The 22,113-nt window shown below is 60.2% G+C and carries 20 protein-coding genes, 4 tRNA genes and 1 riboswitch; of the genes, 7 read left to right on the top strand and 17 right to left on the bottom strand.

The annotated features are described in order from the left end of the window. Positions 1–76: 76 nt before the first annotated feature. The 3 genes from flgM to PspCFBP13509_RS27880 all read left to right on the top strand — a co-directional run bounded on the left by flgM (position 77) and on the right by PspCFBP13509_RS27880 (position 1,765). On the top strand, positions 77–400 hold the full coding sequence (gene flgM / locus PspCFBP13509_RS27890) for a flagellar biosynthesis anti-sigma factor FlgM (RefSeq protein WP_065939081.1): 324 nt from the start codon (positions 77–79) through the stop codon (positions 398–400). 48 nt (positions 401–448) lie between these two features. Continuing rightward, positions 449–919: a flagella synthesis protein FlgN gene (locus tag PspCFBP13509_RS27885; RefSeq protein WP_074847497.1), complete on the top strand. Its 471-nt coding sequence runs from the start codon at positions 449–451 to the stop codon at positions 917–919. Positions 920–1,015: 96 nt separating this feature from the next. Then, positions 1,016–1,765 carry a flagellar brake protein gene (locus PspCFBP13509_RS27880; protein ID WP_065926185.1) on the top strand — a complete coding sequence of 250 codons (750 nt, stop codon included), beginning with the start codon at positions 1,016–1,018 and terminating at the stop codon, positions 1,763–1,765. 58 nt (positions 1,766–1,823) lie between these two features. On the opposite strand, the gene PspCFBP13509_RS27875 is transcribed toward PspCFBP13509_RS27880, so the two are convergent. Both PspCFBP13509_RS27875 and PspCFBP13509_RS27870 read right to left on the bottom strand, forming a co-directional pair. Next, on the bottom strand, positions 1,824–3,206 hold the full coding sequence (locus PspCFBP13509_RS27875; protein WP_065926186.1) for an MFS transporter: 1,383 nt from the start codon (positions 3,204–3,206) through the stop codon (positions 1,824–1,826). A gap of 288 nt (positions 3,207–3,494) precedes the next feature. Next, positions 3,495–3,571: transfer RNA gene (locus PspCFBP13509_RS27870), tRNA-Arg, on the bottom strand. Between the two features lie 326 nt (positions 3,572–3,897). On the opposite strand from PspCFBP13509_RS27870, the gene PspCFBP13509_RS27860 reads away from it, so the two are divergent. The 3 genes from PspCFBP13509_RS27860 to PspCFBP13509_RS27845 all read left to right on the top strand — a co-directional run bounded on the left by PspCFBP13509_RS27860 (position 3,898) and on the right by PspCFBP13509_RS27845 (position 5,044). Further along, positions 3,898–4,128, top strand: a complete 231-nt coding sequence (locus tag PspCFBP13509_RS27860; RefSeq protein WP_137212977.1) for a hypothetical protein — start codon at positions 3,898–3,900, stop codon at positions 4,126–4,128. Positions 4,129–4,139: 11 nt separating this feature from the next. Then, positions 4,140–4,319, top strand: coding sequence for a PA3371 family protein (locus PspCFBP13509_RS27855; protein WP_027607777.1), 180 nt, complete (start codon positions 4,140–4,142; stop codon positions 4,317–4,319). Positions 4,320–4,717: 398 nt separating this feature from the next. Beyond that, positions 4,718–5,044, top strand: coding sequence for an Arc family DNA-binding protein (locus PspCFBP13509_RS27845; RefSeq protein ID WP_003175643.1), 327 nt, complete (start codon positions 4,718–4,720; stop codon positions 5,042–5,044). Between the two features lie 107 nt (positions 5,045–5,151). Here PspCFBP13509_RS27845 and mgtE read toward each other — a convergent pair whose 3' ends face one another. The 8 genes from mgtE to ltaE all read right to left on the bottom strand — a co-directional run bounded on the left by mgtE (position 5,152) and on the right by ltaE (position 12,890). Continuing rightward, positions 5,152–6,594 carry a magnesium transporter gene (mgtE, locus tag PspCFBP13509_RS27840; protein ID WP_065926188.1) on the bottom strand — a complete coding sequence of 481 codons (1,443 nt, stop codon included), beginning with the start codon at positions 6,592–6,594 and terminating at the stop codon, positions 5,152–5,154. 340 nt (positions 6,595–6,934) lie between these two features. After that, positions 6,935–7,011 (bottom strand) — tRNA-Arg (locus tag PspCFBP13509_RS27835). 72 nt (positions 7,012–7,083) lie between these two features. Then, positions 7,084–7,160 (bottom strand) — tRNA-Arg (locus PspCFBP13509_RS27830). Positions 7,161–7,268: 108 nt separating this feature from the next. Then, positions 7,269–7,359, bottom strand: a tRNA-Ser gene (locus PspCFBP13509_RS27825). A gap of 62 nt (positions 7,360–7,421) precedes the next feature. Continuing rightward, a complete protein-coding gene (gene csrA, locus PspCFBP13509_RS27820) occupies positions 7,422–7,610 on the bottom strand; it encodes a carbon storage regulator CsrA (RefSeq protein ID WP_003233512.1) in 189 nt (62 codons plus the stop codon). A gap of 175 nt (positions 7,611–7,785) precedes the next feature. Continuing rightward, the gene (locus PspCFBP13509_RS27815; RefSeq protein ID WP_027607775.1) at positions 7,786–9,027 is read right to left on the bottom strand and encodes an aspartate kinase; all 1,242 of its coding nucleotides are present in this window, start codon (positions 9,025–9,027) and stop codon (positions 7,786–7,788) included. A 94-nt stretch (positions 9,028–9,121) separates the two neighbouring features. Next, positions 9,122–11,740: an alanine--tRNA ligase gene (gene alaS / locus PspCFBP13509_RS27810; protein WP_065926189.1), complete on the bottom strand. Its 2,619-nt coding sequence runs from the start codon at positions 11,738–11,740 to the stop codon at positions 9,122–9,124. Positions 11,741–11,885: 145 nt separating this feature from the next. Beyond that, positions 11,886–12,890 carry a low-specificity L-threonine aldolase gene (gene ltaE / locus PspCFBP13509_RS27805; RefSeq protein ID WP_137212976.1) on the bottom strand — a complete coding sequence of 335 codons (1,005 nt, stop codon included), beginning with the start codon at positions 12,888–12,890 and terminating at the stop codon, positions 11,886–11,888. 191 nt (positions 12,891–13,081) lie between these two features. Beyond that, positions 13,082–13,251, top strand: a riboswitch (FMN riboswitch). Positions 13,252–13,364: 113 nt separating this feature from the next. Between ltaE and PspCFBP13509_RS27800 the strand changes: the two genes are divergently transcribed. Continuing rightward, positions 13,365–13,874, top strand: coding sequence for a 6,7-dimethyl-8-ribityllumazine synthase (locus PspCFBP13509_RS27800; protein ID WP_065926190.1), 510 nt, complete (start codon positions 13,365–13,367; stop codon positions 13,872–13,874). 71 nt (positions 13,875–13,945) lie between these two features. Here PspCFBP13509_RS27800 and astE read toward each other — a convergent pair whose 3' ends face one another. From astE to PspCFBP13509_RS27765, 7 genes are all read right to left on the bottom strand, one after another. Then, positions 13,946–14,950 (bottom strand): succinylglutamate desuccinylase, encoded by a 1,005-nt coding sequence (astE, locus tag PspCFBP13509_RS27795; protein WP_065926191.1) that lies wholly within the window; start codon positions 14,948–14,950, stop codon positions 13,946–13,948. 11 nt (positions 14,951–14,961) lie between these two features. Beyond that, a complete protein-coding gene (locus tag PspCFBP13509_RS27790; protein WP_027607770.1) occupies positions 14,962–15,252 on the bottom strand; it encodes a hypothetical protein in 291 nt (96 codons plus the stop codon). A gap of 38 nt (positions 15,253–15,290) precedes the next feature. Further along, positions 15,291–16,637 carry an N-succinylarginine dihydrolase gene (gene astB / locus PspCFBP13509_RS27785; protein ID WP_065926192.1) on the bottom strand — a complete coding sequence of 449 codons (1,347 nt, stop codon included), beginning with the start codon at positions 16,635–16,637 and terminating at the stop codon, positions 15,291–15,293. A 156-nt stretch (positions 16,638–16,793) separates the two neighbouring features. Beyond that, entirely contained in the window at positions 16,794–18,263 is a 1,470-nt protein-coding gene (gene astD / locus PspCFBP13509_RS27780) for a succinylglutamate-semialdehyde dehydrogenase (RefSeq protein ID WP_161985743.1), read from the bottom strand. Continuing rightward, a complete protein-coding gene (gene astA / locus PspCFBP13509_RS27775; protein WP_027607767.1) occupies positions 18,260–19,285 on the bottom strand; it encodes an arginine N-succinyltransferase in 1,026 nt (341 codons plus the stop codon). Before astA ends, astD begins: the two co-directional genes overlap by 4 nt. 49 nt (positions 19,286–19,334) lie before the next feature. Next, positions 19,335–20,354, bottom strand: a complete 1,020-nt coding sequence (aruF, locus tag PspCFBP13509_RS27770) for an arginine/ornithine succinyltransferase subunit alpha (RefSeq protein WP_003175655.1) — start codon at positions 20,352–20,354, stop codon at positions 19,335–19,337. A 244-nt stretch (positions 20,355–20,598) separates the two neighbouring features. Continuing rightward, on the bottom strand, positions 20,599–21,819 hold the full coding sequence (locus PspCFBP13509_RS27765; protein ID WP_027607765.1) for an aspartate aminotransferase family protein: 1,221 nt from the start codon (positions 21,817–21,819) through the stop codon (positions 20,599–20,601). Between the last annotated feature and the right edge of the window lie 294 nt (positions 21,820–22,113).

Here is a 22,113-nt window from a genome sequence, read left to right as displayed (position 1 = left end):
TGTCATTCGCGCCTAAAGTTTGTCCGGGTATGGCCGAAAACATGGCAAGCGTCCAAATACCCAGAGGTTTTTTATCATGGTCATCGATTTCAGCCGTTTGAATAACACCCCGACGACGTCAGGCACTACGCGCACCACCAGTCCCAAGGACAACGTAGAAGCCAAGGCCCCGGCGCTGCCCGCCAAGGCAGAACAGGCCAGTGCCAGCCAGAGCGGGGAATCCGTACACCTGAGCAATGAGGCTCAACAGTTGCAGAAGGTCACTGACTCGCTGCGCGATCAACCGGTCGTCAATAAAGCCCGCGTGGCCGAATTGAAACAGGCGATCGCCGATGGCAGCTATAAAGTCGACAGCAACCGTGTAGCCAGCAAGCTGCTTAACTTCGAAGCCGAGCGCTAGGCAAAGGCCTGCGCAGGGCTTTTGGACGCTTAAAACCCAAGGCCAGCCATGCATCACGACGAACATTTGCTTCAACTGATCATTGATGATCTAGCGCCGACGCAACAATTGCTCGAGCTGCTCAAAGAAGAATCACTGGCCCTCTATGGCCGGGACATGCCGCTGCTGGAAGAAATTCTGGCACTCAAGCAGTCGTTGATCGTCCTGCTGGAACAGCACGGCAAAAAACGCAGCCAGATCCTCATCAGCCTCGGCCTGCCGGCAGACCACGACGGCCTGGCGCAGTTGGCCAGCCACTCCTCGGTCGGCGATCAACTGCTGGCCCAGAGCAAAGAACTCAACCAATTGCTCGCCCAGTGCCAGGAAGCCAACCTGCTTAACGGTCAGTCGATCCAGCTTCAGCAAGCCACGACCGCCAACCAGTTGCGTATACTCCACGGCGGAGAGCCTCCGGCACTCTATAACGCCCAGGGCTCCACCTCGCGCCTGGTCAAGCCAAGCACCCGCAGCCAAGCCTGACACCGGTTTACAGCGCGCCCTATCCAAGGCGCGCCACATGCTGGCAAAATGCCGGTTCTTGCGTGTAGTCGTATTTTGTCTGGAGATGGAAGAACCGTGTTCAACGCCCTTAATGCGGAAGATGCCCCGCAGCCACCCAAGGTCCTCACCACGCCTCTGGAAATCGCCGGCACCTTGCGGATGCTGCAAGACAGCCATGATCCGCTGATCATCACTTTCCACGAACGCAGCCAGCGCTTCCAGAGCTACCTGGTGGACGTCAACCGCGACAGCAACATGCTGGCGCTGGACGAAATGATCCCCCGCGACGGCGAGCGCCACCTCGAAAACGGCGAACCCTTTCGCATCGAAGGTTTCCATGATGGCGTACGCGTCGCCTGGGAAAGCAAAGGCACCCTGACCATCAGCGAAAAAGGCGGCCACCGTATCTACACCGGCAGCCTGCCGGACGAGGTGGTCTACCATCAGCGCCGCAATGCCTTCCGCGCCGCGTTGAAGCTGGCGCAACTGGTGAATATCGAGCTGGGCGGCGAGAAACTTCAGCTGCCGGTCAACGGCAAACTGCTGGATATTTCCGCCACCGGCTGCAAATTGCGTTTTGAAGGGGATATTTCCGAGCGCCTGCAACTGGGCCAGGTCTACGACCGTTTTATCGCAGCCCTGCCGTTTGGCAGCATGACCACCGCCGTCGAACTGCGATACCTGCACTTCGAAGAAAGAATCAACACGACCTTTGCCGGCGTGCGCTTCCACAACATGAGTGGTTTGGTGCAACGCCAGGTCGAGCGCTTTGTGTACCAGCTGCAGCGTGAAGCACGACGGTTCGACAAAGACGACGATTTTTGATCCTTAACGATCGCAGAAAAAAACGGGCAGACCCTTTGGGATCTGCCCGTTTTTATTTTCAGGGGCGCGCCCTGCTCAATTCGTGAGGATGCTCGTCCGGCCCCAGGGGCTCAGGTGGCCCTTCGAAGACGGGCTCATCCACCGGCGGCTCCGGATCGACCTGCGGCTCGGGATCAGGGACAGTCTGCATCTGCTCCTGCACCACCTGCTCGTCGACCCGCGGGTCCAGCGCCGCCACCAGCGGTGAACTCGACATACTGTCGGGCATTGCCACGTGATGCAGGGGGGCATCTTCCACCTGGTGCAGATTGGTCACCGCCTTAGGCCGGATTCGCCACACCAGGATCAGCGCGCACAGACTGAAAAACGCATACAGCATCTGGCTGCCGAACAGCTTCATCACCACACCCGCCAGCAACGGCCCGACGCTGGCGCCGATACCGTAGGTCACCAGCAGCATGGCCGTCAGCGATACCCGGCGATCCCCTTCCACATGGTCGTTGGAAAACGCCACCGCCAAGGGATACAGGCAAAACTGCACGAGAGAACACAGGAAGCCCGCCACGAACAGCACCTCCAGCGGCACCTGGGTCATGATTGCCAACGGCAGTGCCGCCACCGCCAGGCACAAGGCAAAGCAGCGGATCAGCAGCGCGCGATCATAACGATCCGACAACCAGCCCAGGGGCCATTGCACCAGCAACCCGGCAAAAATGCAGCTACCCATGAACAGACCCACCTGTTCGGTGCTCAGCCCTTGCTGGGAGGCATACAGCGGCGCCAGGCCGTAGAACGAACCGACGATCAACCCCGCCCCCAACACCGTACTCAACGACTGCGGCACGCGCTTGATAAAGAAGCGCGGCTCCATCGGCGCAGGATGCAAGGCCGCCGGGTGAATGCGCCGGGTCATGGCCACCGGCACCAGGCACAGGGCGAAGCACAGCGCCACCAGCATCAGCAGCTCAAGGCCAAGCTGGGGATGCATCACCAGTATCAACTGGCCCAATACCAGACCCAGGTAGGAGGCGATCATATAACCGCTGAACACTACGCCACGCTGCTTGGCATCTGCCTGCTCATTGAGCCAGCTCTCGATGACCATGTACTGGCACATCATCCCCAGGCCCACGATTATCCGCAGCACAATCCAGGCCGGCAGCCAATCGACCAGGCCATGGCCCAGCACCGCCGCACCGACAATCCCGGCACAGGTGGCATAGGCGCGGATATGCCCGACCCGGGCAATCAGGCGATGCCCGATCTTGCCGCCCAGTACCAGGCCAAAGTAGTTGGCCGCCATCAGCGCACCCACCCAAAGGCTGTCGACATGGTCGGCCGCCAGGCGCAAGGCCAGGTAGGTACTGAGCAGGCCGGAGCCAATCAGCATCATCAAGGAGGCGAAATAAAGGGCTCGAAAAGATTTCCAGATCTGGCGCATCGGCGTTCCGAGCGGCTCCTTGCGGTGAGAGACAGGGCTATCGGCATGATAGTCCGGGGTGACCGGGTCCGGACAGGCAACATGCGCTGTTTCCGGGGATTATTTTGCTTAACAGCTCAGACGCTGTCGGATGGCGCGCAAGGTACATGGTTGCGACAAATACATCACGGCACCTGCTGTGAACCTTGATCGGCGGCAAGGTTCGACCTGCGTGCAAAAAGATCGAGCACGCACAAAAAAGCCCCGCCAGGAGGTTCTGTACGGGGCTTTCTCTATGGGCTACGAATCTGGTGTCCCAGGGCCGGTTCGAACGGCCAACCTTCCCCTTAGGAGGGGGATGCTCTATCCAATTGAGCTACTGGGACAAATGACAGCCATCAGGCCAAGGGCACTGCGACGGACGGCGTGCATGTTAACGGCCGAGGTGGGTTTTGTCATGTCGTCCGTGGGCTTTTTAAGTGTAGGCCGAGCCTTGCCCGGGCAATTGCGGTTTCGCCCCGCGAATACGGGCACCTGGCCTCATCGTGCAAAATGCAACCACCCAAAATGCCAGCATTGCAAATTGCAATCCTTCAGCCCGCCAAATCAAACTCAAGCCATTGATTTTATTGAATTAATACATTGGCACGACACCTGCAACAGTTCTCCTGCAAACCCCATTCAGCCAGTGCGTTAAACGGAGAACATGACCATGAACAGTGCCATTCTGTTAGCTCTCAACACCGTCGCCCTGGCTGCACTGGTGATGTTCCACTTTCAATCGACTGGCAGCAACGACCCCGCCCAGATCAGCCAGCAGGCAGTCCCCCACCACTTGCAACAACGTCCGCAACTGGCCGTGATGACACCGAATGCACAAGCGCCAGTACGCCTGACTCAAGGCACCCAGGCCACGCCGGCATCTGAACACTGGGTTTTTTAAGGACGCTGATCATGAGCAAATTTGCCTGGCTGTTCCTGAGCCTGACCATCGCCACTGGCCTTATGGGCCTGAGTGCAAGCTCCCAGGATGGGCAAACCAGCGCATTCGTCGCCGCCGGCGTTTTCGCAGGCCTGCTTCTGTTGACGCTCGTCGTGGGTCGCCGAATCAAATTTGACCCGGTTTTACGCTGACCCCTCCCTTCTCTGCACTGCCCTCCCCCTACCTTATGTCGCCTCGTCCTAGTAAATCGGCAAATTGCCACTAGTCTTAAAACTAAGGGCAAAAGGCCACTTTGCTATAGGATGTGCGACCTCAAACCCTGTGGTGGCCTGGACTTACGGGAAGTTCCCTCGTGGAATCACTCATGGAAAAGTTTTCCAACCAGTCCGCAAAAATGCAAATGAGTGCTGGCATAAAGCCTCTAGGCAGTTCAATATTTGTCACAGAATTGACGCCAAGGAACTGGCAAATCTGAGGCATGATGCGGCCTCTTTGCAATTCGGGTTGAACTTTGGTCGTGAGTCTTGTCTTAACACTCATCTTGCGGCCAATTCCAATAACCGCTCCCCTGAACTAACCGGTTAAATATATGCGCCCATTGAAACAGGCAATTTATTCCAGCCGTACGGCTGACAAGTTCGTCGTACGTCTGCCAGACGGAATGCGGGAACGCATTGCCGAGGTGGCTCGCAATCATCACCGCAGCATGAACTCCGAAATCATCGCGCGCCTGGAGCAGAGCCTTATTCAGGAAGGTGCGCTGGGTGACGAACTGAGCATGCGCCTGGACAGCCCCGAGCTGTCGCTGCACGAACGCGAACTGCTGCAGCGTTTTCGTCAGCTCTCCCACCGCCAGCAAAATGCCCTCGTCTCGCTTATCGCGCACGACGTAGAGGCGGCCGCAGAAGCCAATTGATCCGCCACTGAAAGCCGAAGCCAGCCCTGTGCTGGCTTTTTTTTTGCCCGGGATTCACAGGGCTCGACATTCTTATCACGTAGCAGAGGGCGCCCGGCCGAGACAGATCAGAGCAGGAAGATCGTCGCCAAACCGAGGAAGATGAAGAAGCCACCACTGTCGGTCATGGCCGTGATCATCACGCTGGCGCCCATGGCCGGGTCGCGCCCAAGGCGTGCCAGGGTCATGGGGATCAGCACCCCCATCAGGGCCGCCAGCAGCAGGTTGAGGGTCATGGCAGCGGTCATCACCACCCCCAGGGACCAACTGCCGTACAGCAAGTAGGCCACCACGCCAATCACCCCACCCCACACCAGGCCATTGATCAGGCCCACTGCCAACTCCTTGCGCAGCAGGCGCGAAGAGTTGGCGGTACTGACCTGGTCCAGCGCCATGGCGCGTACGATCATGGTGATGGTCTGGTTGCCCGAGTTACCACCAATGCCTGCCACAATCGGCATCAATGCCGCCAGGGCCACCAGCTTCTCGATGGAACCTTCGAACAGCCCGATCACACGGGAGGCGATAAACGCGGTAATCAGGTTAACGGCCAGCCAGGCCCAGCGGTTATGCAGGGAACGCCAGACTGACGCAAAAATATCTTCCTCTTCACGCAAACCCGCCATGTTGAGGACTTCGGTTTCACTCTCTTCACGAATCAAGTCGACGATTTCGTCGATGGTCAGACGGCCGATCAGCTTGCCGTTCTTGTCGACCACCGGGGCAGAGATCAAGTCGTAACGCTCAAAGGCCTGCGCTGCGTCGTAGGCATCCTCATCAGGGTGAAAGCTCACGGTATCGCTGGCCATCAGGTCAGCAACCTTTTTCTCCGGATCGTTGACCAACAGGCGCTTGATCGGCAGCACGCCCTTGAGAATGCCTTCATAGTCGACCACGAACAGTTTGTCGGTATGACTCGGCAGCTCTTTCAGCCGGCGCAGGTAACGCAAGACCACTTCCAGGCTGACGTCTTCGCGGATGGTGACCATCTCGAAGTCCATCAGTGCGCCGACCTGATCCTCGTCATAGGACAACGCGGAGCGCACGCGCTCACGCTGCTGGCCGTCAAGAGCCTCCATCAACTCATGGACAACATCACGCGGCAACTCTGGAGCCAGGTCGGCCAGTTCGTCAGCGTCCATCTCCCTGGCGGCCGCCAGGAGCTCGTGATCGTCCATGTCGGCGATCAGGGTTTCACGGACCGAGTCGGATACTTCGAGCAGGATGTCGCCGTCGCGGTCGGCCTTGACCAACTGCCAGAGGGTCAGTCGATCATCCAGGGGCAAGGCTTCGAGAATGTAGGCAACGTCGGCGGAGTGCAGGTCATCGAGCTTGCGTTGCAACTCGACGAGGTTCTGGCGGTGGACCAGGTTTTCGACAAGGTCGTTATTCGGACCATCCTGGCGGTGCGTGAAATCTTCGACCACGCGCTGGCGCTGCAGCAGCTCGATGACTTGAGCCAGGCGATCCTGCAGGCTTTCTTGTGTTTTCTTTACTTCTACTTCGGTCATAGGCGAACTCCACTCCCAGCAGCGGGGCACGCCGGAAGGATCAATCAGTCAATTCATGATTGGTAAAACGGGGTACTGAGTAACTACTGGGTAAGTCCATGGAGGTATTCCATAAGCCCCGGCGGGGCTGACGGGCGCAATGATACACCGTGCGTCCGGTTTTAACGTCAAAAAACTGGAAAGAACAAGCGCTTGCGAGCCAAAGTTGAGTATTGGCCACACCTATTCAACTGCGACGCCATCACCGGAATGGAAAACACATAAGGAAGGAGAAAAAGATAAGGATCCACACAAACCCCAGACGGCAAAAAGCCCGCACTAGGCGGGCTTTTTGTTTGTATGGTGCACTCGACAGGATTCGAACCTGTGACCGCTCGGTTCGTAGCCGAGTACTCTATCCAGCTGAGCTACGAGTGCATATTGTGTTTTTAGACCAGATCACAACTGGTTGAAGCCGAGCTACCTGCATTACTGCAACTAACTCTTAAATGGTGCACTCGACAGGATTCGAACCTGTGACCGCTCGGTTCGTAGCCGAGTACTCTATCCAGCTGAGCTACGAGTGCATTTGTTGCCGCGCATTATAGGCCGTTCAATCTCTATGTAAAGCTATTTTTTCGTTTAATTTCAACAACTTAACGAAAAAACCAGATTGCAACGTACTAAGCAAATAATGGCGGAGAACGGGGGATTCGAACCCCCGACACCCTTTTGAGGTGTACTCCCTTAGCAGGGGAGCGCCTTCGGCCACTCGGCCAGCTCTCCGCAACACGGGGCGTATATTAACCACGTTCATCCCCGTTTGCAAACATAAAAAACGATAAAAATTAAAGGCTTGGTTCTTCGTCCTTCTCTTTCTTGATCCGCAAGAAGATTTCCTCGCGATGAACCGCCACCTCTTTCGGAGCGTTAACCCCGATACGCACTTGATTGCCTTTGACGCCGAGCACGGTCACGGTGATTTCGCCATCACCGATAATCAGGCTTTCTGCGCACCGACGAGTCAGAATCAGCATACCTTTCTCCTCACGCATTTCATTTCAGGAACAACAGTCTGCAAAAAAAAGGCGTTCGACCTACGACTCGATAGCCATAGCCCTAACGGCCTAAGTATTGTCGAGCGCACGCAAAAGACCATGCGCCCTACAAAAAAATGAAAGGCGCGGTAAACCGCGCCTTCCTGGCATTGCATCACTCGCCCTGTCGGGCCGGAGCATCCAGCTCAAAAGCGGTATGCAGCGCGCGTACAGCCAGCTCCAGGTACTTCTCTTCAATCACCACCGAGACTTTGATTTCCGAGGTAGAGATCATCTGGATATTGATGCTTTCCTTGGCCAAAGCCCCGAACATGCGGCTGGCAACGCCGGCATGGGAACGCATGCCCACACCTACGATCGAGACCTTGGCAATCTTGGTATCGCCGACCACTTCACGGGCGCCAATTTCGCTCGCGGTGTTCTCCAGGATTTTCAACGCCGCATCGTACTCGTTGCGGTGCACGGTGAAAGTGAAATCGGTGGTGTTATCGTGCGAGACGTTCTGCACGATCATGTCGACTTCAACATTCGCATCGCTGATAGGGCCCAGAATCTTGAAGGCCACGCCCGGGGTGTCTGGCACGCCACGGATCGTCAGCTTGGCTTCATCGCGGTTGAAAGCGATGCCGGAAATGATCGGCTGTTCCATGGATTCCTCTTCATCAATAGTAATGAGGGTGCCCGGACCCTCCTTGAAGCTGTGCAATACGCGCAGCGGAACGTTGTACTTGCCGGCGAACTCCACCGCGCGGATCTGCAACACCTTGGAACCGAGGCTGGCCATTTCCAGCATCTCTTCAAAGGTGATCTTGTCCAGGCGCTGGGCCACGGACACCACACGCGGGTCGGTGGTGTAGACGCCATCCACATCGGTGTAGATCTGGCACTCGTCAGCCTTGAGGGCCGCAGCCAGGGCCACACCGGTGGTGTCAGAACCGCCACGCCCGAGGGTGGTGATGTTGCCGTGCTCGTCCACACCCTGGAAGCCCGCTACAACTACCACGCGACCGGCTTTCAGATCAGTGCGAATTTTCTGGTCGTCAATCTGCAGGATCCGCGCCTTGGTGTGCGCGCTGTCGGTGAGGATGCGCACCTGGCTGCCAGTGTAGGACACGGCAGGCACGCCACGCTTGTTCAGGGCCATGGCCAGCAAGGCGATGGTCACCTGCTCGCCGGTGGACACGATCACATCCAGCTCACGCGGCAGCGGCTGTTGCTCGCCACTGATGGCCTTGGCCAGTTCGATCAGGCGATTGGTCTCGCCGCTCATGGCCGACAGCACCACGACCAGGTCGTCACCGGCATCGCGGAATTTCTTAACCTTGTCGGCCACCTGCTCGATTCTTTCGACAGAGCCGACCGAGGTGCCTCCAAATTTCTGTACGATCAAAGCCATTTCCAAGCCGCCTCAGCCCGTAAAGGGGCGCCTAATATCCAATCAACCAGCACAGAACAGCCCGTGACTAGACCACGGGCAGGTTAACAGTGCCTTAAATACCTGCCTCGACAAATGGCACGGTCAGGGCCAGGGCCGCGTCCAGGGCACTGGCGTCTACACCACCGCCTTGCGCCATGTCCGGACGACCGCCGCCCTTCCCGCCCACTGCCGCAGCGGCTTGCTTCATCAAATCACCGGCCTTGAGTTGGCCAGTCAGGTCCTTGGTTACACCGGCAACCAGCACGACCTTCTCCTCATGGACACTGCCGAGCAGGATCACTGCGCGGCCGAGCTTGTTCTTCAACTGATCGACCAGGGCCAACAGCGCCTTGCCGTCCTGACCGTCCAGGCGTGCAGCCAGGACTTTCACGTCCTTGACGTCAACGGCCGAAGCCGACAGATCGTCGCCCGCAGCGCTGGCCGCCTTGGCTTGCAACTGCTCCAGCTGTTTCTCCAGCGCACGGTTGCGCTCCAGAACGGCGGACAACTTGTCGATCAGGTTGTCGCGGCTGCCCTTGACCAGGCTGGCCGCTTCCTTGAGTTGTTCTTCAGCGGCATTCAGGTAGGCCAGGGCCGCAGCGCCGGTCACCGCCTCAATACGACGCACACCCGACGCCACGCCGCCTTCGCTGATGATTTTCAGCAGGGCGATATCGCCGGTACGGTTGGCGTGGATACCGCCACACAGCTCCACCGAGAAGTCGCCGCCCATGCTCAGCACGCGCACGTTGTCGCCGTATTTCTCGCCGAACAGCGCCATGGCGCCCTTGGCCTTGGCCGTCTCGATGTCGGTTTCTTCGGTTTCTACCGGGGAGTTCTTGCGAATCTCAGCGTTGACGATGTCTTCCAGGGCCTTGATCTGCTCAGGCTTGATCGCTTCGAAGTGACTGAAGTCGAAACGCAGGCGCTGGCTGTCGACCAACGACCCCTTCTGCTGGACGTGCTCGCCCAGCACCTGGCGCAGCGCGGCGTGCAGCAAGTGCGTGGCCGAGTGGTTCAGCGCGGTGGCATGGCGTACGTCGGCATCGACCTGGGTGTCCACCGGCGCACCGACGGTCAGGTTGCCCAGCACCAGCACGCCGTGATGCAGGAACGCACCGCCGGTCTTGGTGGTGTCGCGCACCTCGAAACGACCGGAGGTCGAACTCAGGAAACCACAGTCACCGACCTGGCCACCGGACTCGGCGTAGAACGGCGTCTGGTCCAGGACCACAACCGCTTCTTCGCCTTCGCTCAACACGTCGACCGACTTGCCGTCTTTATAAATGGCAACGATCCTGGCCGCGCCGACGGTCGCCTTGTAACCGGTGAACTCGGTGGGCACGTCAACCTTGACCAGGGTGTTGTAGTCCAGGCCAAAGGAACTGGCAGAACGGGCGCGCACGCGCTGGGCTTCCATCTCACGCTCAAACCCGGCTTCGTCGACGGTCAGCTCGCGCTCACGGGCGATGTCGGCGGTCAGGTCCATCGGGAAGCCATAGGTGTCGTACAGCTTGAACACCACGTCGCCTGGCACCACGGTGCCTTTGAGCTCGGCCAAGTCCTGTTCCAGAATCTTCAGGCCGTGCTCCAGGGTCTTGGAGAACTGTTCCTCTTCAGCCTTGAGCACACGCTCGATGTTGTCCTGCTGCTGCTTGAGTTCCGGGAAGGCATCGCCCATCTCGGCAACCAGTGCGGCGACGATCTTGTAGAAGAAGCTGCCGGTGGCGCCCAGCTTGTTACCGTGACGGCAGGCGCGACGGATGATGCGACGCAGCACGTAGCCACGGCCTTCATTGGACGGCAGTACACCGTCGGCGATCAGGAAACCGCAGGAACGGATGTGGTCCGACACCACCTTGAGGGACGACTGGCTTTCATTGGCACAACCAATGGCCGCGGCCGACGCGCTCAGCAGGTTGGTGAACAGGTCGATCTCGTAGTTGGAGTGAACGTGCTGCATCACCGCACTGATCCGCTCCAGGCCCATGCCGGTGTCCACCGACGGCGCCGGCAGCGGATGCAGCACGCCATCGGCGGTGCGGTTGAACTGCATGAACACGTTGTTCCAGATCTCGATGTAACGGTCGCCGTCTTCTTCCGGCGAGCCCGGTGGGCCACCCCAGATGTCGGCGCCGTGATCGTAGAAAATCTCGGTGCAGGGGCCGCATGGGCCGGTATCGCCCATGGTCCAGAAGTTGTCGGAAGCGTAAGGCGCGCCCTTGTTGTCGCCGATGCGAATCATGCGCTCGACGGGCACCCCGATTTCCTTGGTCCAGATGTCATACGCTTCGTCGTCCGTCGCGTAGACAGTCACCCAGAGTTTTTCCTTGGGCAGCTTCAACACGCCGGTCAGGAAGGTCCAGGCGAAGGTAATCGCGTCTTTCTTGAAATAGTCACCAAAGCTGAAGTTACCCAGCATTTCGAAGAACGTGTGGTGGCGGGCGGTGTAGCCGACGTTTTCCAGGTCACTGTTCTTGCCGCCGGCACGCACGCACTTCTGGCTGCTGGTGGCGCGGGTGTAGGCGCGTTTTTCCTGGCCCAGGAAGCAGTCCTTGAACTGGTTCATCCCCGCGTTAGTGAACAGCAGGGTTGGGTCATTGCCTGGGATCAAGGAGCTGGAGGAGACACGGGTGTGACCTTGCTCTTCGAAGAAGCGAAGGAAGGCTTCACGGATTTCTGCGCTTTTCATAGGTTCTTCCACGGAGGCTGCGGCCAAAGGCCAGTGCGCAACATCATCAGACGGAGCGACGGCAAAAGGCCGCATTATATCGGCCCTTTGCCGGTGGTACAGCGTGTTTATGCGATAGAGAGGTTCAATTAGACGGTCTGCACACTCATTTGCGCGAAAAATCGACGAATGCCTTGAGCACTTGCTCGATCTGCGCCCGGCTCACATCCAGATGCGTCACCATGCGCAGGCGCGGCGCAGCACTCAACTTGATCCCACGCTCGGCGGCAAACGCCTTCAAGGCCTGGGCCTGGTCGCCGATCTGCACGTAGACCATGTTGGTCTGCACCGGCTCCACCGCGTAACCGGCGTTGCGCAGCTCATCGCCCAGCCATTGCGCATTGGCGTGGTCGTCGGCCAGGCGCTGCACCTGGTGATCCAGGGCATACAGCCCTGCTGCCGCCAGGGAACCGGCCTGGCGCATGCCACCGCCGACCATCTTGCGCAAACGGCGTGCCTTGGCGATCAACGCCGTGGAGCCGCACAGCACCGAGCCGATCGGCGCACCGAGGCCCTTGGACAGGCACACCGACACCGAGTCGAAATGCTGGGCGATCTCCCGTGCATCGACCCCAAGCTTGACCGCCGCGTTGTAGAGTCGCGCGCCATCCAGGTGCAGGGCCAGGCCATGTTCGCGGGTAAACGCCCGCGCCTTCGCCAGGTAGTCCAGCGGCAGCACCTTGCCCTGCATGGTGTTTTCCAGGGCCAGCAGGCGGGTGCGGGCGAAGTGGAAGTCGTCGGGCTTGATGGCCTCGAGCACCTGACTCAGGTCGAGGGAGCCATCCGCCTGCACGTCCAGCGGCTGCGGCTGGATCGAACCCAGCACGGCCGCGCCGCCGCCCTCGTATTTGTAGGTGTGGGCCTGCTGGCCGACGATGTACTCCTCGCCACGCTCACAGTGGGCCATCAGCGCCAGCAGGTTGCTCATGGTGCCGGTGGGCACGAACAGCGCGGCCGCAAAGCCCAGGCGCTTGGCCAGCTCGGCCTCCAGGCGGTTGACGCTGGGGTCTTCGCCGTAGACGTCATCGCCGCTGGCGGCATTGGCCATGGCGTCGAGCATGCCGGCGGTGGGTTGGGTCACGGTGTCGCTGCGCAGGTCGATCACAGACATGAAACAAGCCTCGAAGGGGTTCATTAAGATTCTTATGAGGATGATTACTGCGGGCAAAGCCGCGGAATATCAAGCCCCACGCGTTCTCAATCGAATACCAACCAAACAAACCGATATAGCTTATCGATACGACGCTCGTGCAGTTTATGAAAAACCATGTTAAAAACTCTCCGCCACCAGGGTTCTGGTGGCAACGTTCTCAGGGCGGGGTGCAATTCCCCACCGGCGGTAATTGCACGCAAGGTGCATAGCCCGCGAGCGCTTGGCGCCTCGAACTGCTCACGCAGGACGGCGACAAGGTCAGCAGACCCGGTGTGATCCCGGGGCCGACGGTCATAGTCCGGATGAAGAGAGAACGGGATTGGCACCTAAGGGCCGCACGCTGAGCGCATGCCTGCATGACTCGGCGGTTCGTACCCTTAAATCCCATTCGATTCATAACGCCCTGTTTTTTTCTTAAACAGGAGTCAGAACATGCAACCCACCGCAATCGACAGCAAAAGCAAAAATCATCACGGCGAGCGCGTCGCGTTTATCCAGGCCTGCTGGCACAAGGATATTGTCGACCAATCCCGCAAAGGCTTCCTCGCCGAAATGATCGCCCAGGGCTACCAGGAATCGGACATCGATTTCTTCGAAGTCGGCGGCGCCTTTGAAATGCCCCTGCACGCCAAGCTGCTGGCCAAGACCGGTCGTTACGCCGGTATCGTGGCCGCCGCGCTGGTGGTGGACGGCGGGATCTACCGTCACGAGTTCGTGGCCCAGTCGGTGGTCAGCGGCCTGATGCAGGTGCAGCTGGAAACCGAAGTGCCGGTGTTCTCGGTGTCCCTGACGCCGCATCACTTCCATGCCGGCAGCGAACACACCGCGTTCTTCCATGAGCACTTCGTGCACAAGGGCCAGGAAGCTGCACGTACATGCGCCGACACCCTGCACAAGGTGCGGGCGATCCGTCGCAGCGAGCCACGGGCGGTAGCGGTCTAAGCAACACTGCAAAACAAGATGAGGGAGGGGGCTACACCCCTCCCACATTTGGACCAGGTTAAGGCTCAGATCTACGCCAGCCCGGCCTCTGTGGTTGGCACAATCAATATCCCCGCCCGCAAGCCATTCTTCACCTTCGGGTTGGGGAAGATGATGCGCGCCCCCTCCTCCTCGATCACCCAACGGGTCTTGGCCACGTCTTCGGCCAGCAGATAACCCTTTTCCAATTCCGAAAAGTTTTCCACGTCCGCCGGCAAGTGCAGCAGGAATGCATCGCTGTGCTTGATGACTTCCCGCGACACGGCGAACAATTTCAACCCGTCCAGGCTGTCAGTCTCAGGCTCGGTGCCTTCGATGATCTGCTTGAGGCGCAGCTCCAGGCGGGAGACATTCACGCCCTGGTTGTGCCCGAACGGCCGTGCCTTGCCCAGTTCCAGGGTGAAAGCCTCGGCCTCCAGCTGCTCATAGGTAAACGCGGTAAAGGTGATCGAGCTCTTGTTCTGCAGCAGCACCGCTTCCATGCCAGCGGCGTTCAGGCGCGCCAGTTCGTGACGTGAATGCTGGCGCCCCTCCTTCCAGGGGTACAGCGCAAACTGCTCGATCTTCGAGCCGCGGATGGCGGTGTGCAGGTCGTAATGCAGGCGCGAACGGCCAGGCAAGCTGAAGAAGCTGCGGGCCAGTTGTTCAAGCTCGGCGGCGCGCATGGCTTCAGGGCCGATGTTTTTTTCATGCCGGCCGTTGAACAGCCGGTTGACGTCCAGTTCAAGGTAACGCTCGCCGCGGCGCATGGCCTCAGGGTTGCCGAACAGGAACAGAATACGGGTGCGGGGCTTGATCTCCCCACGGGCGATGCCATGCAACAGGCGGTCGAGCAATTCGATCGGCGCGGTTTCGTTGCCATGGATGCCGGACGACAGCAGCAGGTCGCTGCCATTGTCCGTTGCCTGCGGCGGGCGCACTTCGAGTGCGCCCTCGCTGAGCCAGCGCATCTGCACGCCGTCGACAGTCAGTTGAATTTTTTGCGCCGGTTCGCGACCGGCGAGGGTCAGTTCAAGCAGTTTGCCGAGGGCGAGCATACGCAGCTTCCTTAGTGGTTGCAGCCTGGGCCATGGACGTGATCGTCGTCATCACCTTCAACGTCGGCCGGTTCCATTTCCAGTTGCAGGCTCATCAGGTTGGTGGCCAGGGGGCGCATCAACAGGTTGGCGTATTCGGCGTCGCCTTCTTCCACGTCCACGCCGATCAGCAGTTGGCCACGGCCGTCGTGCTGGATCCAGATTTCCTTGCCCTGCCAGACCACGGCGACGCGGGTGCAGGAGGTTTCCAGCTGGGTACCGTCGGTGTCTTCAAGGATCAGTTGCAGGGTGTCGGTGCTCATAAATAATTCTCAGCCATAGGGTGTAAAAAGAGGTGGCGTTAATTGATCTGGAAAGGATAAACCGAGCCCAGTTTAAGGATTTGCGTCAGTTCATCCAGTGCCGTCCGGCACTCAAGCAGCAATTGCGGGTCAGCCAGGTCGGTTTCGCGCAGGCTGTCGCGGTAGTGCTTGTCGACCCATTGGGTCAGTGTGTCGTACAACGGCGCGGTCATGATAACCCCTGGGTTCACCGCTGCCAGCTCGGTTTCGTTCAGGGCCACGCGCAGGCGCAGGCACGCCGGGCCTCCGCCGTTCTGCATGCTTTGCTTGAGGTCGAAGACTTTGACTTCGCGGATCAGCCCAGCGGACGCCGTCAGGCCTTGCAGGTACTGCCAGACGCGCTCGTTGGCGCGGCACTCCTCCGGCACGATCAGCAACATCGAACCGTCGGCGCGGGTCAGCAACTGGCTGTTGAACAGGTAGGAACGCACCGCGTCCTCGACGCTGACCTGGGCACGCGGCACACACACCGCCTGGAAGTTGCCGCCCAGCTTGCCCAACTTGCCCTGCAACTCGGCCAGCATCTGTTCGGTATTGAGGAATGCGTCCTCGTGATAGAACAGCACCTCGCCGTTGCCCACCGCGATCACGTCGTTGTGGAACACGCCGGCATCGATCACCGCCGGGTTCTGCTGGGCGTAGACCACGCCTTCATCCTTCAGGCCATGCAGGCGGGCGACGGCCTGGGAGGCTTCGAGGGTCTGGCGCGCCGGGTACTTCTGCGGGGCCGGGTAACGGGGGTCGAACGCGCTGCGCCCGAACACGAAAAACTCCACGCCCGCGTCGCCGTACTCACGGCAGAAACGCGTGTGGTTGGCCGCACCTTCGTCGCCGAACTGCGCCACCGCCGGTAACGCGGCGTGGTGGGCAAAGTGCTTCTGGTCGGCAAACATCGCCCCCAGCACTCGGCTGGTGGTGGGGTGTTCGATGCTGCGGTGGTATTTGCAATTGAGGTTGGCGGCGGTGAAATGCACGCGGCCATCTGCCGTGTCGGCGCTCGGGCTGACGGTGGCGGCGTTGGCCACCCACATGCTCGATGCCGAGCAACTGGCGACCAACAACGGCATGGCCTGCTTGGCCGCCTGCTGGATGACCTGGGCGTCGGTGCCGCTGAAACCGAGGTTGCGCAACGCCGCTACGTCCGGACGCTCCTGGGGCGCGAGCACGCCTTGCACAAAGCCCATGTCCATCAGGGCTTTCATTTTCTGCAGGCCCTGCAACGCCGCTTCCCTGGGGTTGGAATGCTGCTGGCTGTTGCTCTGGGACGCGACGTTGCCGAAGGACAAACCGCCGTAGTTATGGGTCGGCCCCACTAGACCGTCAAAATTGACTTCATAGGATTTCATCGGCGAGGCTCCACGAACATCTGTTTTTATAGGCTTCAAAAATCTTCAACACACCACAAATCCAGTGTGGGAGGGGGCTTGCTCCCGATAGCAGTCTGTCAGTTGATCAATCAGGTGACTGACACATCGCCATCGGGAGCAAGCCCCCTCCCACATTTAGATCAGCGTAATGCCGGGGGTTAGCGTGGCCGGTACCACCAGGCTTGGCGTTTCAAGCGACGCCACCGGGTACGCACAATAATCCGCCGCGTAATACGCACTGGCGCGATGGTTGCCCGAGGCCCCTACCCCACCAAATGGCGCGGTGCTGGCGGCGCCGGTCAGCTGTTTGTTCCAGTTGACGATGCCAGCACGGCTTTCCAGCCAGAATTGCTGGTAACGCGCCTCGGAATCGGACAACAGGCCCGCGGCCAGGCCGTACTGGGTGTTGTTGGCTTCGGCAATCGCCGCCGCGAAATCGGCGTAGCGGATCACCTGCAACAACGGGCCGAACAGCTCTTCGTCTTCGCGCTCGGTCACGCCGGTTACGTCGATGATGCCTGGGGTCAGCAAGGCGGCCTGGTCCTGGGGCTGGGTCATCTCCAACAGTGCCACGGCGCCATTGGCCAACATCAGTTCCTGGGCCTCCATCAGGGCTTTTGCCGCTGCCAGGGAAATCACCGAGCCCATGAACGGCGGCGGTTGCTGGTCGAACGCGCCGACTTCAATAGTCGCACTCACCGCCACCAGCCGCGCCAGCAGCGCATCGCCCCAGGCGCCTTCCGGCACCAGCAGGCGACGGGCACAGGTGCAACGCTGGCCGGCGGAGATAAACGCCGATTGGATGATGGTGTAGACCGCCGCATCCACGTCGGCCACTTCATCCACCACCAGCGGGTTGTTGCCGCCCATTTCCAGGGCCAGGATCTTGTCCGGGCGCCCGGAGAACTGCTGGTGCAGATGATTGCCGGTACGGCTGGAACCGGTGAAGAACAACCCATCGATACCGGGGTTGGCGGCCAACGCAATGCCGGTCTCGCGCGCACCTTGCAGCAGGTTCAACACGCCCGCCGGCAAACCGGCGTCGATCCAGCACTGCACGGTCAGCTCGGCGACTTTCGGGGTCAGCTCGCTGGGCTTGAACAGTACGGTGTTACCCGCCAGCAACGCCGGGACGATATGCCCGTTGGGCAGGTGACCGGGGAAGTTGTAAGGACCAAACACCGCCACCACGCCGTGGGGCTTGTGGCGCAATACGGCGGTGGCGTCGCCCAGGGGGCCGCTCTTCTCGCCGGTACGCTCGCGGTAGCTTTGCACCGAGATCGCGATCTTGTTGGCCATGCTGGTGACTTCGGTGGCCGACTCCCACAGCGGCTTGCCGGTCTCCTCGCCGATGCAGCGGGCGATTTCATCGGCGCGGCTTTTCAGGCTCGCGGCGAAGGCTTCCAGCACGCTGATGCGCTCTTCCAGCGGGCGCCGGGCCCAGGCCGGGAACGCCTGGCGCGCGGCCTGCACGGCCGACTCGACCTGCTCGACCGTGGCGCCATTACCGACCCACAGCACCTGCTGGGTCACCGGGTTACGCGATTCAAACAGTTCACCCTGGCCAGCCAGCCAGCTACCTGCGATATACAACGAATTCATTATTTCGACTCCCGAGCAGCAGACAACGGTACGGCACGCACTTGATCACCCACCACCAGTTGCAGGCGCTTGGCGGTTTGCGGATCGACCACCAGCGTGCCTGCCGCCAGGCGCGCCGGTGCGGCGGTGATGCGGCAATCTTCGCGTTTGCGGTTATGGATCAGGAACGGCGTGGCGTCGTCCCCCGGTGTGCCGATGGCCAACACCAATGATTGGCTGTCGCGCACCGCACGGATCTTGGCGGTCTCGCACTCCACCGCCGGGCCGGCGTCGAAAATATCGACGTAGCCCTGGTAGCTGAAGCCTTCGCTCTTGAGCATGCTCAACGCCGGCTCGGTGTCCGGGTGGACCTTGCCGATCACGTTGCGCGCGTCCTCGGAAAGGAAGCAGCTGTACAACGGAAACTTGGGCATCAGCTCAGCGATAAACGCCTTGTTGCCCACGCCGGTCAGGTAGTCGGCCTGGCTGAATTCCATCTTGAAGAAGTGCCGGCCCAGGCTTTCCCAGAACGGCGAACGGCCGGCGTCGTTGGACACGCCACGCATCTCGGCGATGATCTTGTTGCCAAACAGCTGTGGGAACTCGGCGATAAACAGCAGGCGCGCCTTGGCCAGCATGCGGCCGTTGAGGCCGTTGCGGTAATCGGCATGCAGGAACAACGAGCACAGCTCGGAATTGCCGGTGAGGTCGTTGGCCAGGAACAGCGTCGGAATTTCACGGTAGATATTCAGTTCCTGGGAGGCGCTGACCGTCAGGCCGACCCGGAAGTTGTACCACGGCTCGCGCAGGCCGACGGCACCGGCGATGGCGGAAATCCCCACCACGCGGCCTTCGTCGTTTTCCAGCACGAACAGGTAGTCGGCATCACCGCGCCCGGCGTCGCCACGAAAGGTTTTTTCCGCCCAGCCAACCCGGTGGGTCAGGCGCTCTTCGTTGGCCGGCAAGGTGGTGAGGCCGGTGCCGGTGCTGCGCGCCAGATCAATCAGGGCCGGTAAATCGCTGCTGCGTACGGGACGAACGATCATGCTATCTCCTCAGACGGGCCGCTGCTGCCAGCCACCCGCGACACTCTGTTTATACCGCTACCAGGCGCACACTCGCACCTTCACCAACACCCAGGGCTTCGGCGGCTGCCAGGTCCAGGGTCACCGGTTTGCCCGGCGCGTAGTCCAGCTCCAGCATGACCGCGCGGTAATCCTGCAACTGCGCGTTGCTCACCAGGTACTGGCGGCCGACACCCTTGACCATCTCGCCGATCTTCACCGGCACCACGCGGCTCTGGGCGATGGAGCGAATGCCCGAGACCCGTGCGTGCAGCGTCGGGCCACCGTCGAAGATGTCGATGTAGTGGTCGGTCTCGAAGCCTTCGCGCATCAGGATGTCGAAGGTGATCTGCGCACGCGGGTGCACTTGGCCCATTGCCTCTTGAGCTTCGTCCGGCAACAGCGGCACGTAGATCGGGTAATGCGGCATCAGCTCGGCGAGGAACGTACGGCTTTTCAGCCCGCACAGGCGCTCGGCGGCAGCGTAGTTGAGGTCGAAGAAGTTGCGGCCGATGGCATCCCAGAACGGCGAATCACCGTTCTCGTCGCTGTAGCCGACAATCTCGGTCACCACCGAGTCGGCAAAGCGCTCGGGGTGGCTGGCGACGAACAACAGGCGGCCACGGGAATTGAGTTCCGACCACGGCGAACCGACCAGCTCCGGCACTACGTAGAAGCTGGTGAGCAGGCTGTTTCCGGTGAGGTCATGGCACTGGGAAAGCACGTGGATCTTGTTGTGGATCTTCAGCTCGCGGGAGGCGTGCACGAAGGTCTCGTTACGAAAACTGTAGAACGGCTCCGAGTAACCGGCCGAGGCGACGATGGCCGAGCAGCCGGCGAGCTTGCCGGTCTCGGTGTCTTCCAGCACGAAGAAATAGCTTTCTTCACCGTTGAAACTCACCTCGGCCGCGAAGGACGCTTCGCTGGCGGCGATCTTGTCGCTCAGGCGTTCCACATCATCCGGCAAGGAGGTGACACCAATCGGGCTGTCCGCAGCCAGACGCTGTACCTCGCCCAGATCAGCCATTTGCGCGGGGCGCATCACCAGCATGGTGTCACTCCTTAACTCTAGAACTCACAGGAAAAAAATACCGAACAGGTCAGGAACACCCCATATCTTCATGTGGGGCATATTCCAGTGTGGGAGGGGCGGTGCGACGATTCGACTTGCCCCCGATAGCGGTGTATCAGTCACCAGATGCATCAACTGACAGATTGCTATCGGGGGCAAGTCGAATCGTCGCACCGCCCCTCCCACATTTTTGACCCAGTCCAGCCGGCAGAAGGTGTCGCTATCAGGCTTGGGTCAGCGTTTTTACCGCACGCTCGAAACGATCCAGGCCTTCGTTGATGTCCGCGTCTTCCACCACCAGGCTCGGCGCAAAACGCACCACGTCGGGGCCGGCTTGCAGGATCATCAGGTTTTCTTTCTCGGCCGCGTTGAACACGTCCTTGGCCTTGCCTTTGAACGCATCGCTCAGTACGCAACCGATCAGCAGGCCCATGCCGCGCACTTCGGTGAAGATGCCGTACTGCTTGCCGATCTGCTCCAGGCGCGCCTTGAACAGGTCGTGCTTGGCGTTGACGCCGGCCAGCACCTCAGGGGTGTTGATCACGTCGATGACCGCTTCGGCCACTGCGCACGCCAGCGGGTTGCCGCCGTAGGTGGTGCCGTGGGTACCGACCACCAGGTGCTTGGCCAGGTCTTCACGGGTGAGCATCGCCGCGATCGGGAAACCGCCGCCCAGGCTCTTGGCGCTGGTGAGGATGTCGGGCACCACGCCGTAGTGCTGGTAGGCAAACAGATGGCCGCTGCGGCCCATGCCGGTCTGCACTTCGTCGAAAACCAGCAGCGCATTGTTGGCGTCGCACAGTTCGCGGGCACCTTGCAGGTAAGCCAGTTCGGCCGGCAGTACGCCGCCTTCGCCCTGGATCGGTTCCAGCACCACGGCGCAGGTCTTGTCCGATACGGCGGCTTTCAGCGCTTCCAGGTCGTTATAAGGGACGTGGGTGATGCCGGTGATTTTAGGCCCGAAACCATCGGAGTACTTCGACTGGCCACCGACGTTGACGGTGAACAGGGTACGGCCGTGGAAGCTGTTCAGCGCGGCAATGATCTCGTACTTCTCGCTGCCGAAACGGTCGAACGCCACGCGACGGGCCAGCTTGAATGCGGCCTCGTTGGCCTCAGCGCCCGAGTTGCAGAAGAACACGCGCTCGGCAAACGTGGCGTCGATCAACTTATGGGCCAGGCGCAGGGCCGGCTCATTGGTGAAGACGTTGGAGACGTGCCACAGCTTGTTGGCCTGCTCGGTCAATGCACCGACCAGCGCCGGATGGGCGTGGCCCAATACGTTGACCGCGATGCCGCCGGCAAAGTCGATCAGCTCGCGACCCGCCTGGTCCCATACGCGCGAACCTGCGCCGCGCACGGGGATGAACGCAGCAGGGGCGTAGTTGGGAACCATGACCTGGTCGAAATCGGCACGTTGCACCGGGGCTTGCTCAACGGACATCGGAGTCTCCTGAAGAGGAACGCCTGCCTGGAACTGGCGGGCGATGCAGGGATTGTAAGGACAGTTTTCAGAGCGGCCTTGCCGCCAAGCGACAACTTCTTATAGCGCCAACCCGCGATTTAGGCGGGTTTACGCCAATGCGACAAATAGCGTCGCAATGGCGCAGTTTAAACCGTGTGCCGGCTCCATGGGCAGTTGATGTTCGCGAATCCGCAGAAGCACACCGCACCAACTATCTACCGCCGTCGATCGCGTGCCGACTGGTCTGCTGAAAAGACACTCACACTGTCAAGG

The sequence above is a fragment of the Pseudomonas sp. CFBP13509 genome (assembly GCF_005233485.1).
GTDB lineage: Bacteria > Pseudomonadota > Gammaproteobacteria > Pseudomonadales > Pseudomonadaceae > Aquipseudomonas > Aquipseudomonas marginalis.
Note: the sequence above shows the minus strand (reverse complement) of the source record. Positions and strands in the feature narration are given on the sequence as shown.